Annotated in this window: 10 protein-coding genes; 4 read left to right on the top strand and 6 right to left on the bottom strand. The window is 60.8% G+C overall.

The features are described from left to right. Nucleotides 1-340: 340 nt before the first annotated feature. From NQ490_RS07435 to NQ490_RS07415, 5 genes are all read right to left on the bottom strand, one after another. On the bottom strand, nucleotides 341-1,282 hold the full coding sequence (locus NQ490_RS07435; protein ID WP_050764747.1) for an alpha/beta hydrolase: 942 nt from the start codon (nucleotides 1,280-1,282) through the stop codon (nucleotides 341-343). A gap of 212 nt (nucleotides 1,283-1,494) precedes the next feature. Further along, complete coding sequence (locus NQ490_RS07430; RefSeq protein WP_007048293.1) at nucleotides 1,495-2,907, bottom strand: ABC transporter permease; 1,413 nt, start codon at nucleotides 2,905-2,907, stop codon at nucleotides 1,495-1,497. Further along, nucleotides 2,894-4,375, bottom strand: a complete 1,482-nt coding sequence (locus tag NQ490_RS07425; RefSeq protein ID WP_007048294.1) for a COG1361 family protein — start codon at nucleotides 4,373-4,375, stop codon at nucleotides 2,894-2,896. The genes NQ490_RS07430 and NQ490_RS07425 overlap by 14 nt, the downstream gene beginning before the upstream one ends. Nucleotides 4,376-4,398: 23 nt before the next feature. After that, the gene (locus tag NQ490_RS07420; RefSeq protein WP_007048295.1) at nucleotides 4,399-5,193 is read right to left on the bottom strand and encodes an ABC transporter ATP-binding protein; all 795 of its coding nucleotides are present in this window, start codon (nucleotides 5,191-5,193) and stop codon (nucleotides 4,399-4,401) included. A 429-nt stretch (nucleotides 5,194-5,622) separates the two neighbouring features. After that, nucleotides 5,623-6,117: a hypothetical protein gene (locus NQ490_RS07415; protein WP_007048298.1), complete on the bottom strand. Its 495-nt coding sequence runs from the start codon at nucleotides 6,115-6,117 to the stop codon at nucleotides 5,623-5,625. Nucleotides 6,118-6,249: 132 nt separating this feature from the next. On the opposite strand from NQ490_RS07415, the gene tsaA reads away from it, so the two are divergent. Continuing rightward, the gene (gene tsaA, locus NQ490_RS07410; RefSeq protein ID WP_007048299.1) at nucleotides 6,250-6,933 is read left to right on the top strand and encodes a tRNA (N6-threonylcarbamoyladenosine(37)-N6)-methyltransferase TrmO; all 684 of its coding nucleotides are present in this window, start codon (nucleotides 6,250-6,252) and stop codon (nucleotides 6,931-6,933) included. Between the two features lie 303 nt (nucleotides 6,934-7,236). Then, on the top strand, nucleotides 7,237-10,776 hold the full coding sequence (gene nifJ / locus NQ490_RS07405; protein ID WP_259951729.1) for a pyruvate:ferredoxin (flavodoxin) oxidoreductase: 3,540 nt from the start codon (nucleotides 7,237-7,239) through the stop codon (nucleotides 10,774-10,776). Between the two features lie 377 nt (nucleotides 10,777-11,153). On the opposite strand, the gene NQ490_RS07400 is transcribed toward nifJ, so the two are convergent. Further along, nucleotides 11,154-12,014, bottom strand: a complete 861-nt coding sequence (locus NQ490_RS07400; RefSeq protein ID WP_007048401.1) for an undecaprenyl-diphosphate phosphatase — start codon at nucleotides 12,012-12,014, stop codon at nucleotides 11,154-11,156. A gap of 191 nt (nucleotides 12,015-12,205) precedes the next feature. Between NQ490_RS07400 and NQ490_RS07395 the strand changes: the two genes are divergently transcribed. After that, complete coding sequence (locus NQ490_RS07395) at nucleotides 12,206-12,865, top strand: HAD family hydrolase (RefSeq protein ID WP_040918702.1); 660 nt, start codon at nucleotides 12,206-12,208, stop codon at nucleotides 12,863-12,865. A 105-nt stretch (nucleotides 12,866-12,970) separates the two neighbouring features. After that, nucleotides 12,971-14,167, top strand: a complete 1,197-nt coding sequence (locus NQ490_RS07390) for a pyridoxal phosphate-dependent aminotransferase (protein WP_007048403.1) — start codon at nucleotides 12,971-12,973, stop codon at nucleotides 14,165-14,167. The last annotated feature ends 119 nt before the right edge of the window (nucleotides 14,168-14,286 follow it).

Genomic DNA, 14,286 nt, shown 5'->3' with positions numbered 1-14,286 from the left:
GGGATTTTTTTGATACATCTGTCCGATTTTACAAAATGTTCATATCGGCATCATAGTTTCTTAGCAGTTATCCTGTATCTTTATAGGCACAGGGTAACGGAGCCGCAACCGGAACCCTGGAACATGATTCCTCCTCACACCAAACCGATACCCCAAGCCCCCGCCCGGAGCCGCAACCGGACGGGGGCGATGCTTTTGTGGCGGGGCTTTTGTTCCTTCTTTGCAAAGAAGGAACCGAAGAAATTCCAATCAAAAATGCCTGGGAGGGTGTTACCCTCCCAGGCATTTTTAGTTAGAGTTCTTTTGGTTCTTTTCTTGCAAGAAAAGAACAAGAGTCCCCTCACCGCAAAGCAGCGCTCAGGAAATCGGCGGTGGCGGTGCGGAGGTCTTCGTCCAGCTGTGCGTTGACTGTTTCGTCCTCGTTCTGGTAATTATGGTTGCCCTGGGCAAAGGGTTCGGTGAGGACGGTACTGCCCGGCAGGCTGGCCACGGCGGCTTCGGTTTCCGCGATGGTATTGGCGCTCAGGACGGTATCCTGGCCGCTGTAGGTGAGCAGTACCGGCAATCCCGCTTCCCGCAGGGCGGCGTTGGGATCGCTTTGTTCCATCTCCTCCACAAAGGCGGCGCTGATCTCCACGCCCCATCTGGTACCCACCTGGCCGTTGGCCTTGGCCTCGGCGGCCAGGGCCTCCACCTGGCTGAAATCCTCGATGTTCAAAAATTCCAGGCCCTGCAATCCCGTGCCGTTGGCGGGGCTCCAGAGCACCAGCGCCGACACGGGAGCGTAGCCCTGCCGGGCGCTGATCTGAGGATAGAGGCTGGCCAGCCGCCCGCCCATGCTGTGGCCTACCAGGGCCACCGGGCCGTGGGCGCCGTATTCCTGCTGCATCCAGGTGATGGCGGCGTTCACATCGGCGGCCATGTTGGCCAGGGTGTAGGCGGTGTAGGGTTCGGTACTGTCACCGCAGCCCGCAACGTCCAGCCGCACGGTGGCAATGCCCCGCTGGGCCAGGTCGTCGGCCAGAGGAGCGAAATGACCGTCGCCCTCCCGGTTGCCGGTGAAGCCGTGGCAGAGCACCACCACCGGCACCTCCCCTGCCCGGGAAAGCCCCGACGGCATCTGCACGGTGGCGGGAATGTCGCCCCGGTCTCCGGGGATTTGGACAGTCTTGGCGGCGGGCACCGGCAGCAGCAGCGCCAGCGCCGCCGCCGCACAGAGCGCCAGCACCGCGATGCAGAGCCAGAGGATGCGCATGGCATGGCGCTGTTTTTTTCGGTTCATGGTCCCCTCCTTTGGTCGCAGGTTCGTCGTACCTCCATTAAAACGGATTCCCCCGCCTTTGTCAAGCGGAGGTGTGTCTATGTTCTTTTCTTGCAAGAAAAGAACCAAAAGAACTCTAACTAAAAATGCCCCGGGGGGTAAGACCCCCCGGGGCATTTTTGATTGGAATTTCTTCGGTTCCTTCTTTGCAAAGAAGGAACACAAACACGCCTTCAGTCGTGACGGATGGCTTCCAGGGCGCTGATTTTGACGGCGTTGTTGGCGGGCAGGATACCGGAGACCAGGCCCACCAGGGTGGCGAATACGAGAGCCGCCAGCATGAGCCAGGGCGGGATGACCGAGATGGTGCTGGACATACCGCCCATATACATGCCGCCGCCCAGCAATCCCGACAGGTCGATGCTCTGGCCGAACACCGACAGGATCAGCGACAGATGGTTGAGGATGAAACTCACCAGCAGGCTGATGGCCACCCCGATGACGCCGCCCAGAAAGCCGATGCAGGAGCTTTCCATGAGGAACATGGTGCGGATGTTGCCCAGCTCGCAGCCCAGCACCTTCATGACGCCGATCTCGCGGGTGCGCTCATAGATGGCCATGGTCATGGTGTTGATGATGTTGATGGCCGCCACCAGCAGAGAGACCGCGGCCACACCGCCGAAGATCATCTGGCTGCGCACCACCTGTTTCTGCATCTCTTCCCGCTGCTGGTTCATGGAATAGGTGTTTTCAAAGCCCAGGTCATGGATGGCCTTTTCCACATCGGCCACGTTTTTCAGGTCGTCCACCTTCACGTAGACCTGGTCATAGGAGGTATTGTTGTTGGTGATCTTGGCCATCTTGTAGTAGGCGTCCTCGATCATCTTCAGGTCCTGGGTGCGCAGGATGATGTTGCTCTGGGTCCACCAGCCCTTGCTGGCGTCCTGCTGGATGTGTCCCACCACTTCCAGTTCCCAGGTCTGGGTCTTTTCGGTGGAGCCCTCCCCCGTCTTGATGGTCAGGGTCATCTTGTCCTTGTCCACATTGACAAAGGGTTCCACCTGATTGCCCTGGGAGTCGGTCATGCCCTGCCAGCGGTAGCGGTTGGGGCTGGACTCGCTCTTGCGGGAATCGTAGAAATTGTAGCCGGTGTAATCGCCCACCAGCACCTGCAGTTTGGTGGCCCGCTTGTTGGCGGGGCCGGTATCGGGCCAGCGGCCCGAATCCAGCTTGAATCCCATGGGCTCCAGCGCCGTGGGATCCACACCGGTGAGGTTGCTCAGGTCCATCACATAGCGGTCGTTGGTGCCCGCCGTGACGCTGCCCTGAAGGGAATACGCCGACACATAGGCCGTGGAGGCCACCACATGGTCCAGTTTTTTGAAACTTTCAATTGCCTTGTCGTCCAGTTTGAGCACCTTGCCGTCGGCCCCCATGGATCTGCCGCCGCCGTAGACCTGGATCTGGGTCAGGTCGCCCCAGCTCTGCAGCATCTCGTCGTTGGCCTGGCTCTGGGCGATGCCCAGGGAGATCATCAGCACCACCATGCAGGTGCCGATGACCACGCCGATGAGGGTCAGGGCCGTGCGGCCCTTGCGGCGGGTAAGGTTGCGGGCGCTCAGGACGATCTCATCAGAGATCTTCATCGCTGTCCTCGGCTTCCAGCGCGGCCAGAGCCAACGCCTTCTTCTTCTTGCGGCGCTTGATCACCACCACGATGACCACCACGACCACCACGCCGCAGACCACGATCACCGCCCAGCCCCAGACCGGCATACCGGTGGGCTGCTGGGGTTCTTCCATGGAGGGGTCCATCATGGAGGGGTCGAAGCTCGCCTGTTCGGCGGTGGTGGAGAATTCCTTGGTGATGGTGCGGGTCTCGCCGCTGGCATCCTCATAGCTGAGGGTGATGGTGCCGGAGACCGCACCGGCGGAATCGGGGGAAAGGTCAAAGTCCACGCTGCCCTCGGTACCGGCGTTGAGGTTGCCCAGGTACTGGTAGCCGCCGGCGCCCAGGTTGGTGCCGGAGAGGCGGGCCTCCAGGTTGGAGACGGCGTTCTTGCCCTTGTTGACGTAGCTCAGGGAGACACTGGCGGTCTCGCCCAGGACGATGGAGGAGGGAGCTTTCATCTCGCCCACCTCGAAGCGGTCGGGCTGGCTGATGGGCACCGAGATGGCGGTGGTGCCGGTGACGGCCTTGCCGGAGATGGACCCGGTGCCGGTGAGGTTCACCGTGATGTTGGCCACCGTGCCGGTGAATCCGGAGGCGGGCAGGATGGGGAAGGTGACGGTACGGGTGGTACCGGCGGGCAGGGTGCCCATGTAGTTGGAGAGGCTGCCGCTGGACAGCGACACGTTCTCGGGCAGGGTCAGGGAGACGATGACGTCTTTGAGGTCCTCGCCGGCGTCGGTGGCGTAGATGCCCAGGGAGAGGACGAACTCCTCACCGGCGGTGACGGTGCCCTCGCCGTAGCTGGAGGACCGCACCAGCAGGTTGGGGGAGGTGGTCTGGTCCTTGTCCACGCACTGGCCGATCTGGACGCTGAACTGCTGCATGGGCTTGCTGGTATCCAGGTAGGTCAGGTTGATGGGCAGGGTGTTGCCGCCGCCATTGTAGACCACATCCCGGAAGAGCAGCACATAGCTGTAATAATTATAGTAGGCGTTGTCGGCCTTTTCCTGGTCGGTGGCCTGACCGTTGCGCACCTTGTTCAGGCGGTCGGTGTTGGGGTCGTCGTTGTTCTGGAACAGCTGGCCGATCTCACCGATGCCGGTATACTGGAACACCGAGGAGTTGATCCGGGCGGAGATCTCCTCCGCCTTGACGGCATACCGGGCCGAGGAATGGTCCACCACCTGGAGCACGATGTTCACGTGGTCGCCCACATCCACGGTGGTGATCTCCCCGCCGGCAATGTCGGTGACGGTGTAGCCCACCACATAGACGCCGTCCGAGGCGGCGGGGGTGGTATTGTTGTTGGTGTTGTTGTTGGTATCAGGTGTCTGGGTGGTGCCGGTGCTGCTGCTGTCCGAGGCAGCGTCCTCCGCCAGGACCGGCATGCCCAGCGAAGCCACCAGGGCCAGCAGGGCGATCAGGGACAGGATCCGTTTCAATGTAAGACCTCCAGTTGTTGTTGTCAGGATTGGGCCGCCGCGGGGGTTTCCTTGCTGGCGGCGCCGCCGATGTCCAGGTTGCCGTCCATATCGGCAAAGAGCTCATCGCGGTATTTCTGTTTGGTTTCGTCGTCCTGCACGACGCTGGACTGCACCTTGCCGTCCAGGATGGTCACGATGCGGTCGGCACACTGGGCCAGTTCCGGCTCGTGGGTGACCATGACGAAGGTGACCTTCTGGTGTTTGGACATCTCCAGCATGCGGTAAAGCACCTGTTTGCTGGTCATGGAGTCCAGGTTGCCGGTGGGCTCGTCGGCAAAGATGACCTTGGGACTGCTCACAAAGGCCCGGGCAATGCCCACGCGCTGCTGCTGCCCGCCGCTCATCTCGGTGGGCAGGTGGTTGGCCCGCCCCAGCAGGCCCATGTTCTTCAGTTCCTTGCGGGCCAGCCGCATGCGGGTGGCTTTGTCCACCCCCTTGAAGAGCAGCGGCAGGGCCACGTTCTCCGCCGCCGTCATGGTGGGCAGCAGATTGTAACTCTGGAAGATGAACCCCAGATGGGCCTGCCGGAACCGGGCCAGCTCGGTCTCGGTCATGGCGCTGATCTCGTGCTTGCCGATGAACACCTTGCCCCGGGTGGGCTTTTCCAGCCCGGCCAGCATGTTGAGCAGCGTACTCTTGCCGGAACCCGACTGGCCCACGATACAGCAGAACTCCCCTTTTTCGATGGCCAGGTCCACGTCGTTGAGCGCCACGACGCGCTCCTTGCCCACGGCGTAGACTTTGCGCAGTTTTTCGGTGCGGATGATGGGTGCCAAACACCTGCCCCCTTTCCAAGCGGATATTGGCCTTATTCTACCATACTTCGACGGGAAAGAAAAGGCCGCTTCATGTAAATTTTCCGGGTTCTCCCCCGCCGCGGCGGGGGCTCTATTATAAGTACGAACCACCACCCCCGCCTTTTGCAGATTTTTTCAAAAAAGTTATTTTGCAACAAATTTCCGGAATGGGAGGGAGCGGCCGGAAGAGATTTTCCCGGCACGTGGCAACGGAATGTATTCTTGTATACAAAAACATGCATGGTCAGGGACCATGCATGTTTGTTTGGAGTTTCTTTGCCTTGCTTCCCCTGCATGGGCAGGCCGCGGAATGTTCCGCACCTGCGGTTTCACGGGGCAAATGTTTGGAGTTTCTTTGCCTACTTTCTTTGCAAAGAAAGTAGGTCTTTGCAAAGAAGGAACACAATCCTACTCTATGCCTGTGACCTGCCAGACGCCGTCGGTGAGGGACAGGGCGATGACACCGGTAAACTGCTGGGGGTCCTCCCCTTCCGGGCCGGCGGTGACGGTGTAGGCGTACCGGCGGTTGGTGTCGCCGGTGCCGTCCTGCTCGTCCAGGTCGATGTCCTGGGCCGCCACCTCGGTGGAGGGCCAGGCGTTGAACACCCGGGACAGGACCCGGTTGTCCAGCACGGCGTTCATGCCCTCGTCGCTGAGCTTGTCCCCCACCCTGCCGATGAGATAATCGTCCAGGGCGCTCTCGCCGGTGGCACTGCGGGCCAGGGCCTCCTCAAAATCCGCCGAATCCTGGGCCCCCGCGCTGTACAGCTCGGTCAGGACCTCCCGGGCGGTGGTCTCCGCATTGGCATGGGTGCCCGCCGCCGTGGTCTGGGTGGACTGCCCGCTGCATCCCGTGAGCAGGACCGCCCCCAGCAGCAGTGCCGCCCATCCCGTTCCTTTCATCTGTGGTCCGCCCCTTTCTGGTTTCCTTATAAAAATAGCATACCCCCTTTTCTTTGCCCCGGTCAAGAAAAAAGGTTGACAAATCTGGCCGTTCTGTTATGGTTAACTTATACAAAAAGGGGGATTTCATCCATGTCTGACGCCTACACCATCCACCCCATCGCCCGGATCCGCACCGACTTTTCCGACAAATTCGGCATCCCGCGGCAGAGCGGCCTGGTGCCGGAACTCACCGCCCGCATCGTTTTTGAGCCGGACTACCGGGACCCCAACGCCCTGGCGGGGCTGGAGGGTTACAGCCACCTGTGGCTGATCTGGCAGTTTTCCACCGTGGCGGAGGAATACGCCGCGGGCAAGAAATGGCGGCCCACCGTGCGGCCGCCACGGCTGGGCGGCAACGTACGGCGGGGGGTGTTTGCCACCCGCAGCCCCTACCGGCCCAACGCCCTGGGCCTTTCCTGCGTGGAGCTGGCGGGCATCGAGGGCTGCGACCTGCTGGTGAAGGGGGCGGACCTGCTGGACGGCACCCCCATCTATGACATCAAACCCTACCTGCCCTACGTGGACGCCCACCCCGACGCCCGGGGCGGTTTCACCGAACAGACCGCCGGCTACGCCCTGGCCGTGCAGTGCGACGAGGCCCTTTTGGACAAACTGCCCAAAGAAAAGCGGGCGGCGCTGCTGGGCGTGCTGAAAAACGACCCCCGGCCGGCCTACCAGCACGACCCGGAGCGGGTGTACACGCTGGATTTCGGGGGGCACAAGGTGCGGTTCACGGTGGCGGGACAAACCCTGACGGTACGGGAGATTCTGTGATTTTTGCGGTGCGTGAAATTCTTCACAAAGTGACATTATCCGGACTGCCATATTTCATGATTTGAAACGTTTGTGGAAAAATAGTCAAAATGCACACATCCGCCCGGAAAATCTGTGCAACATTCTAAACAAAAACCCTTTACGAATCAGGTTGTTTTTTGGTACAATAAAGCTATGCAAAAGCGTCTATTCAGCCGTATGTCCGGGGCAAAACACAGGCATGGGGCGGGACAGGCGTGGGCCTGTGCGGGGGCAAAAGCCCGTGCAGAATGCAAAACTACTCTTGAAAATGGAGGAAGAAAAATGCCCAGAGCAAAACAGTCTATGGACGGCAATACCGCTGCGGCGCACGTAGCCTATGCGTTCACCGATGTGGCTGCCATCTACCCCATCACTCCGTCCAGCCCCATGGCTGATACGGTGGACCAGTGGAGCGCTGCCGGCCTGAAGAACATCTTCGGCAACCAGGTCAAGGTTGTGGAGATGGAGTCTGAGGCCGGTGCTGCCGGTGCTGTGCACGGTTCTCTTGGTACCGGTGCCATCACCACCACCTTCACCGCATCCCAGGGCCTGCTGCTGATGATCCCCAACATGTACAAGATCGCAGCCGAGCAGCTCCCCTGCGTCTTCGACGTCAGTGCCCGTACCGTTGCTACCCAGTCCCTGAACATCTTCGGTGACCACAGCGACGTTTACGCCACCCGTCAGACCGGCTTCGCCATGCTGGCCGAGTCCAACCCGCAGGAAGTCATGGACCTGTCCCCCGTGGCGCACCTGTCTGCCATCGAGGGCCGTGTTCCCTTCGTGAACTTCTTCGACGGTTTCCGTACTTCTCATGAGATCCAGAAGATCGAGAAGTGGGACTACGAAGATCTGAAGGAAATGTGCAACATGGATGCCGTTGCCAAGTTCCGCGCCGAGGCGCTGAACCCCGAGCATCCCAAGACCCGCGGCTCCCATGAGAACGGCGACGTCTTCTTCCAGCATCGTGAGGCCTGCAACCCCGCTTACGAGGCCCTGCCCGCGGTGGTCAAGAAGTACATGGACAAGATCAACGAGAAGATCGGCACCAACTACGACCTGTTCAACTACTACGGCGCCGAGGACGCTGACCGCGTCATCATCGCCATGGGTTCCATCTGCGACGTGGCCGAGGAAGTCATCGACTACCTGACCGCCAAGGGTGAGAAGGTCGGCCTGGTGCTCGTGCGCCTGTACCGTCCCTGGGTCTCCGAGGCCCTGCTCAAGGTCCTGCCCAAGACCGTCAAGAAGATCGCGGTCCTCGACCGCACCAAGGAGCCCGGCTCTCTGGGCGAGCCCCTCTACCTGGATGTCGCCGCCACTCTGCGTGAGGCCGGCCTGAACGACATCGTGCTGACCGGCGGCCGTTACGGCCTGGGCAGCAAGGACACCCCGCCGTCCAGCGTCTTCGCTGTGTACACCGAGCTGGCCAAGGATGCCCCCAAGAGCCGCTTCACCATCGGCATCGTGGACGATGTGACCAACCTCAGCCTGCCTGAGGTCAAGCCCGCGCCCATCACCTCCGCCCCCGGCACCAAGGAGTGCAAGTTCTGGGGTCTGGGCGGTGACGGCACCGTCGGCGCCAACAAGAACTCCACCAAGATCATCGGCGACCACACCGACAAGTACATCCAGGCGTACTTCCAGTACGACTCCAAGAAGACCGGCGGTGTGACCATCAGCCATCTGCGTTTCGGCGACAAGCCCATCCGCAGCCCCTACTACATCAACCAGGCCGACTTCGTGGCCTGCCACAACCCCGCCTACATCCACATGGGCATGAAGATGGTGCAGGACGTCAAGCCCGGCGGTGTCTTCATGATCAACTGCCAGTGGACGGACGAGGAGCTGGATCAGCACCTGAACGCTGCCGACAAGAAGTACATTGCCGACAACAACATCCAGCTGTACACCATCAACGCCATCGACAAGGCCATCGAGATCGGCATGGGCAAGCGCACCAACACGATCCTGCAGTCCGCCTTCTTCAAGCTGGCTGACGTCATGCCCATCGACGAGGCCGTCGAGTACATGAAGGCCGCCGCCAAGAAGAGCTACGGCAAGAAGGGCGACGCCGTTGTCGAGATGAACTGGAAGGCCATCGACGCCGGTGTGGACGCTGTCCACAAGGTCGAGGTGCCCGAGAGCTGGCACAACCCCGCTCCCGATGCTGCTCCCGCCGAGCTGAAGGGACCCGCTCCGCTGGTCAAGATGATCCGCGAGGTCATGGAGCCCATCAGCCGTATGGACGGCGACAGCCTGCCGGTTTCCGCCTTTGCCCATAACCCCAACGGCGAATGGGAACTGGGCGCTTCCGCTTACGAGAAGCGCGGCACCGCCGTCATGGTGCCCGAATGGGATCCCTCCAAGTGCATTCAGTGCAACAACTGTGCCTTCGTCTGCTCTCATGCCACCATCCGTCCGTTCTGCCTGACCGCCGACGAGCTGGCCAAGGCCCCCGAGAGCCTGAAGAGCGCCGACACCAAGCCCAAGGCCAGCGAGTACAAGTTCACCATCGCTGTGTCTCCTCTGGACTGCATGGGCTGCGGCGAGTGCGTCACGGTCTGCCCGACCAAGGCCATCGAGATGAAGCCCCAGGAGAGCCAGTCCGCTCAGCAGGCTGCTTTCGACTACTGCGTCGAGAACATCCGCAAGAAGGACAACGTCCCCGGTGTGGTTTCCGAGATCTCCGTCAAGGGTTCTCAGTTCAACCAGCCGCTGCTTGAGTTCTCCGGCTCCTGCGCTGGCTGTGCCGAGACTTCCTACGCCCGCCTGATCACCCAGCTGTTCGGCGAGAAGATGTTCATCTCCAACGCCACCGGCTGCTCCTCCATCTGGGGCGGTACCGCTTCCATCAGCCCGTACACCACCAACAAGGAGTCCGGCTATGGTCCCGCCTGGATCAACTCCCTGTTCGAGGACAACGCCGAGCATGGCCTCGGTATGCAGATCGGCTACGAGACCATCCGCGAGAACCTGATCAAGAAGGTTGTCGCCATGAAGGGCAAGAGCGCCGAGCTGGATGCTGTCATCGACAAGTTCATCGAGACCAAGGCCAACACCAAGGCCAACGATGCGCCCGCCAAGGCTCTGGTCGCCGCTCTCGAGGCGGACGGCTCCGCTGAGGCTCAGGAGATCCTGAAGGACAAGCAGTACCTGGCCAAGAAGAGCTTCTGGATCTTCGGCGGCGACGGCTGGGCATACGACATCGGTTACGGCGGCCTGGATCACGTCCTGGCTTCCGGCCACGATGTCAACGTCATGGTCTTCGACACCGAGATGTACTCCAACACCGGCGGACAGGCTTCCAAGGCCTCCAACATCGGTGAGGTCTGCCAGTTCGCTGCTGCCGGCAAGGAGATCAGCAAGAAGAGCCTGGCCGAGATCTGCATGACCTACGGCTACATCTACGTTGCTCAGATCGCTCTGGGCGCCAACATGGCCCAGGCTGTCAAGGCCATTGCCGAGGCCGAGGCGTATCCCGGCCCGTCCATCATCATCGGCTACGCTCCCTGCGAGCTGCACGGTGTCAAGGGCGGCATGACCAACTGCCAGAACGAGATGAAGAAGGCCGTCGAGGCTGGTTACTGGAACCTGTTCACCTTCAATCCCGCCAACAAGGCCGAGGGCAAGAACCCCTTCACCCTGACCTCCAAGGCCGGCGATATGAGCAAGTATCAGGACTTCCTGAACAACGAGACCCGTTACAGCCGTCTGGCCCGCGCCTTCCCCGAGCGTGCGAAGGAACTGTTCGCCAAGAACCAGGAAGCTGCCGATGCCCGTTACGAGCACCTGACCCGCCTGGTCGAGCTGTACAAGTAATCTTGTGCGCATGAGATTCTCTGTACTTTTCTTATAAGAAAAGTACCAAAAGAATTTCCTATAAAAATCCCCGTCCGGGTTCCCCCGGGCGGGGATTTTTGTTGGGATCCTTCCGGAACTTCCTCCTGAAAAGCACAGAGCATCCCATGCATCCGGCAAAGACTTATGGGGGCATGGCAGGGCCGCACACGGTCACCCCTTTTTCCGTTTTCCTGCCGGGCTGCGGTGCGGGAAGGCCCGGCTGTTTGCCTGCCCTGGGTTTGCCCCTTTTCTGCAAGACGGTGCCGGGGAATCCAATTAAAAATCCCGCTATGGAGATTCCATAGCGGGATTTTTGTTTGGAATTTCTTCGGTTCCTTCTTTGCAAAGAAGGAACATCAAGCAGCCAGGGCGGTCTGAGCGATCCAGATGCCCAGGACGACGATGCCCAGGGCGATGCGGTACCAGCCGAAGGCGGTGAAGGTATGTTTCTTGACGTAGTTCATGAGGAAGCGGATGGCGGCCATGGACACCAGGAAGGCCACCACACAGCCCACGATGAGGGCCAGGACCTCGGGCATGGTGAAGCTGCTGCCGCCCAGCACATACTTGACGACCTTGAGGCCGGAAGCGCCGGCCATGACGGGGATGGCCAGGAAGAAGGTGAACTGGGACGCGCAGGGGCGGCTCATACCGCAGAGCAGACCGCCCACGATGGTGGCGCCGCTGCGGGAGGTGCCGGGGATCATGGCCAGCACCTGCCAGGCGCCCACCAGAATGGCCTGCTTGTAGGTGATGCGGCTGAGCTTGGTGGTGGAAGGCACCCGGGGACGGCGCTCGATGAGGATGAACGCCACGCCGTAGACGATGAGCATGATGGCCACCACCACGCTGTTGTAGAGATGGGCGTCCAGCCAGTCATCCAGCAAAAAGCCCAGTACGGCGGCGGGCAGACAGGCCACGATGATTTTGAGCCAGAGACGGACCACCGGCCAGCGCAGATGTTTGGCCAGACCGGAATCCCGGCCGTTGTCGGCGCAGAAAGGCCACAGCTTCTTGAAATAGAGGACCACCACCGCCAGGATAGCGCCCAGCTGGATGACGACGCGGAACATGGACATGAATTCCTCGTCAAAGCTGAACTTCAGTACCTGTTCAGCCAGGATCATATGACCGGTGCTGGAGATGGGCAGCCATTCGGTGATGCCCTCGATGACGCCGTAGACGACGGACCGGAGCAGATCAAACAAAATTTCCATGGGGACAAGGCCTCCTTATAGATTCGCGCTTCTATCATACCATAAATCCGGCGGGGGAGGGTACTGTTTTTTCGCAGATTTTACAACTATTTTCTGTGCGGATTGGCAAAAGCGCCAAAATCGTCTTGCTGTTTTTGTCGCATGCCACTATAATAAAGGTATCTGTAACGATAAAGAGGGGAAAGGGAAAAATGTATACTACCGTATTGTTTGATCTGGACGGCACCCTGCTGAACACCATCGATGACCTGGCGGATTCCGCCAACCGGGTCTGCGCGGCCCACGGCTGGCCCACCTACGAAGTATCGCAGTATCGTTATTTTGTGGGCAACGGCATCCCCAAACTGGTGGAGCGGTTCAGCCCGGAATCGGCGCGCAGCCCCGAACAGCTGGCCGCCACGCTGAAAGAATTCGACGCCCAGTACGGCGCGCACATGTTCGACAAGACGGCGCCCTACCCGGGCATGCCGGAGCTGCTGGCCCGGCTGCACGAGCAGGGCATCCGGATGGCGGTGTACTCCAACAAGGCCGACGAGTTTGCCGGGGACGTGGTGGCGCGGTACTTTGACCGCAGCCTGTTCGAGGTCATCCGGGGGGCGCGGCCGGGGGTTCCCACCAAGCCCGCGCCGGAAGGCACCCGGGCGCTGATGGAGCACCTGGGGGTGGACCCGGCCTCCGGCAAGGTGCTCTATGTGGGGGACAGCAACGTGGACGTGGCCACGGCCCACAACGCGGGGCTGCCCTGCTGCGGCGTGCTGTGGGGCTTCCGCACCCGGGAGGAGCTGCAGGAAGCGGGGGCAGAATACCTGGCCGCCACCGCCGCCGACCTGGAAAAGGTCATTCTGGGGTAATCGGGAGTAAGAAATTTCCGGGGCAAATGGTTGGAGTTTCTTTGTCTACTTTCTTTGCAAAGAAAGTAGGGAATTCAACAAAATCTGTAAAGGAGACATGGTACTATGATTGCGCAGCACTACAAAGATATGCTGGGAGCGAAGTCGGTGATTCGGGAAATTTCCGAATGGAGCACAGCCCGGGGCAAAGAGATCGGGTACGAGAATGTGTTTGACTATTCGCTGGGCAATCCATCGGTACCGTGTCCGCCGCAGTTCACCGAAGCGTGCCTGGACCTGCTGGAACACACCGACCCGGTGGCGCTGCACGGCTACACCCCCACGCTGACGCTGCCGGAGGTGCGCGCCCAGGTAGCGGAAAGCCTGAACCGCCGTTTCGGGATGGACTACACGGCGGGGCACATCTTCATGACGTCGGGGGCGGCGGGGGCGCTGGCCCATGCCATCCGGTGCGTGGGGGTATCGGGACAGAACATCGTGACCTTTGCGCCGTTCTTCCCGGAATACAAGCCCTACGTGGAGGGCGCCGGCCTGACGCTGCGGGTGGCGCCGCCCCGGGTGGAGGATTTCCAGATCAACTTTGACGCCCTGGACGGTCTGGTGGACGAGAACACCGCCGCGGTGCTCATCAACTCGCCCAACAATCCCAGCGGCGTGGCCTACAGCGCCGAGACGCTGACCCGGCTGGCCGACTACCTGACCGCCACCGGCAAAAAATACGGTCACCACATCTTCCTGATCTCGGACGAACCCTACCGGGAGATCGCTTTCGGCGGGGTGGAGGTGCCGTATCCCGCCAAGTTCTACGCCGACACCCTGACCTGCTACTCCTTCTCCAAGAGTCTGAGCGTACCGGGGGAGCGCATCGGGTATGTGGCGGTGAACCCCCACGCCGAGGACGCCGACTATATCGTGCCCATGTGCGGGCAGATCTCCCGGGGGACGGGGCACAACTGTCCGTCGGGGCTGTTCCAGTGGGCGGTGGGCCGCTGCATCGACCTGACCAGCGACCTGCAGGTCTACGAGACCAACATGAACCTGATCTACGACGAGCTGAAGAAACTGGGCTTCACGGTGAGCAAACCGGACGGCACCTTCTACATCTTCCCGAAAGCGCTGGAGGAGGACGCCAACGCCTTCTGCCGCAAGGCGATGGCCTACGACCTGGCGCTGGTACCGGGGGATACCTTCGGGTGCCCGGGGTATTTCCGGATGGCCTACTGCATCGGGACCGAGAAGGTGCGCCGCAGCTTTGCCGCGCTGGAGAAGTTCGTGCACGAGGTGTACGGGGTAGAGGTGTAACCCAAACCGGGTATTTCTGCACCGGGCGGCCGACGCCTTCCGGGTGCCGCCCGCTCACGGGTTATTTTGTTAGAGTTTCTTCGGTTCCTTCTTTGCAAAGAAGGAACAAAAAGAAAAGG

The organism is Subdoligranulum variabile (assembly GCF_025152575.1).
In the GTDB taxonomy this organism is placed as follows: Bacteria; Bacillota; Clostridia; order Oscillospirales; family Ruminococcaceae; genus Gemmiger; species Gemmiger variabilis.
Note: the sequence above shows the minus strand (reverse complement) of the source record. Positions and strands in the feature narration are given on the sequence as shown.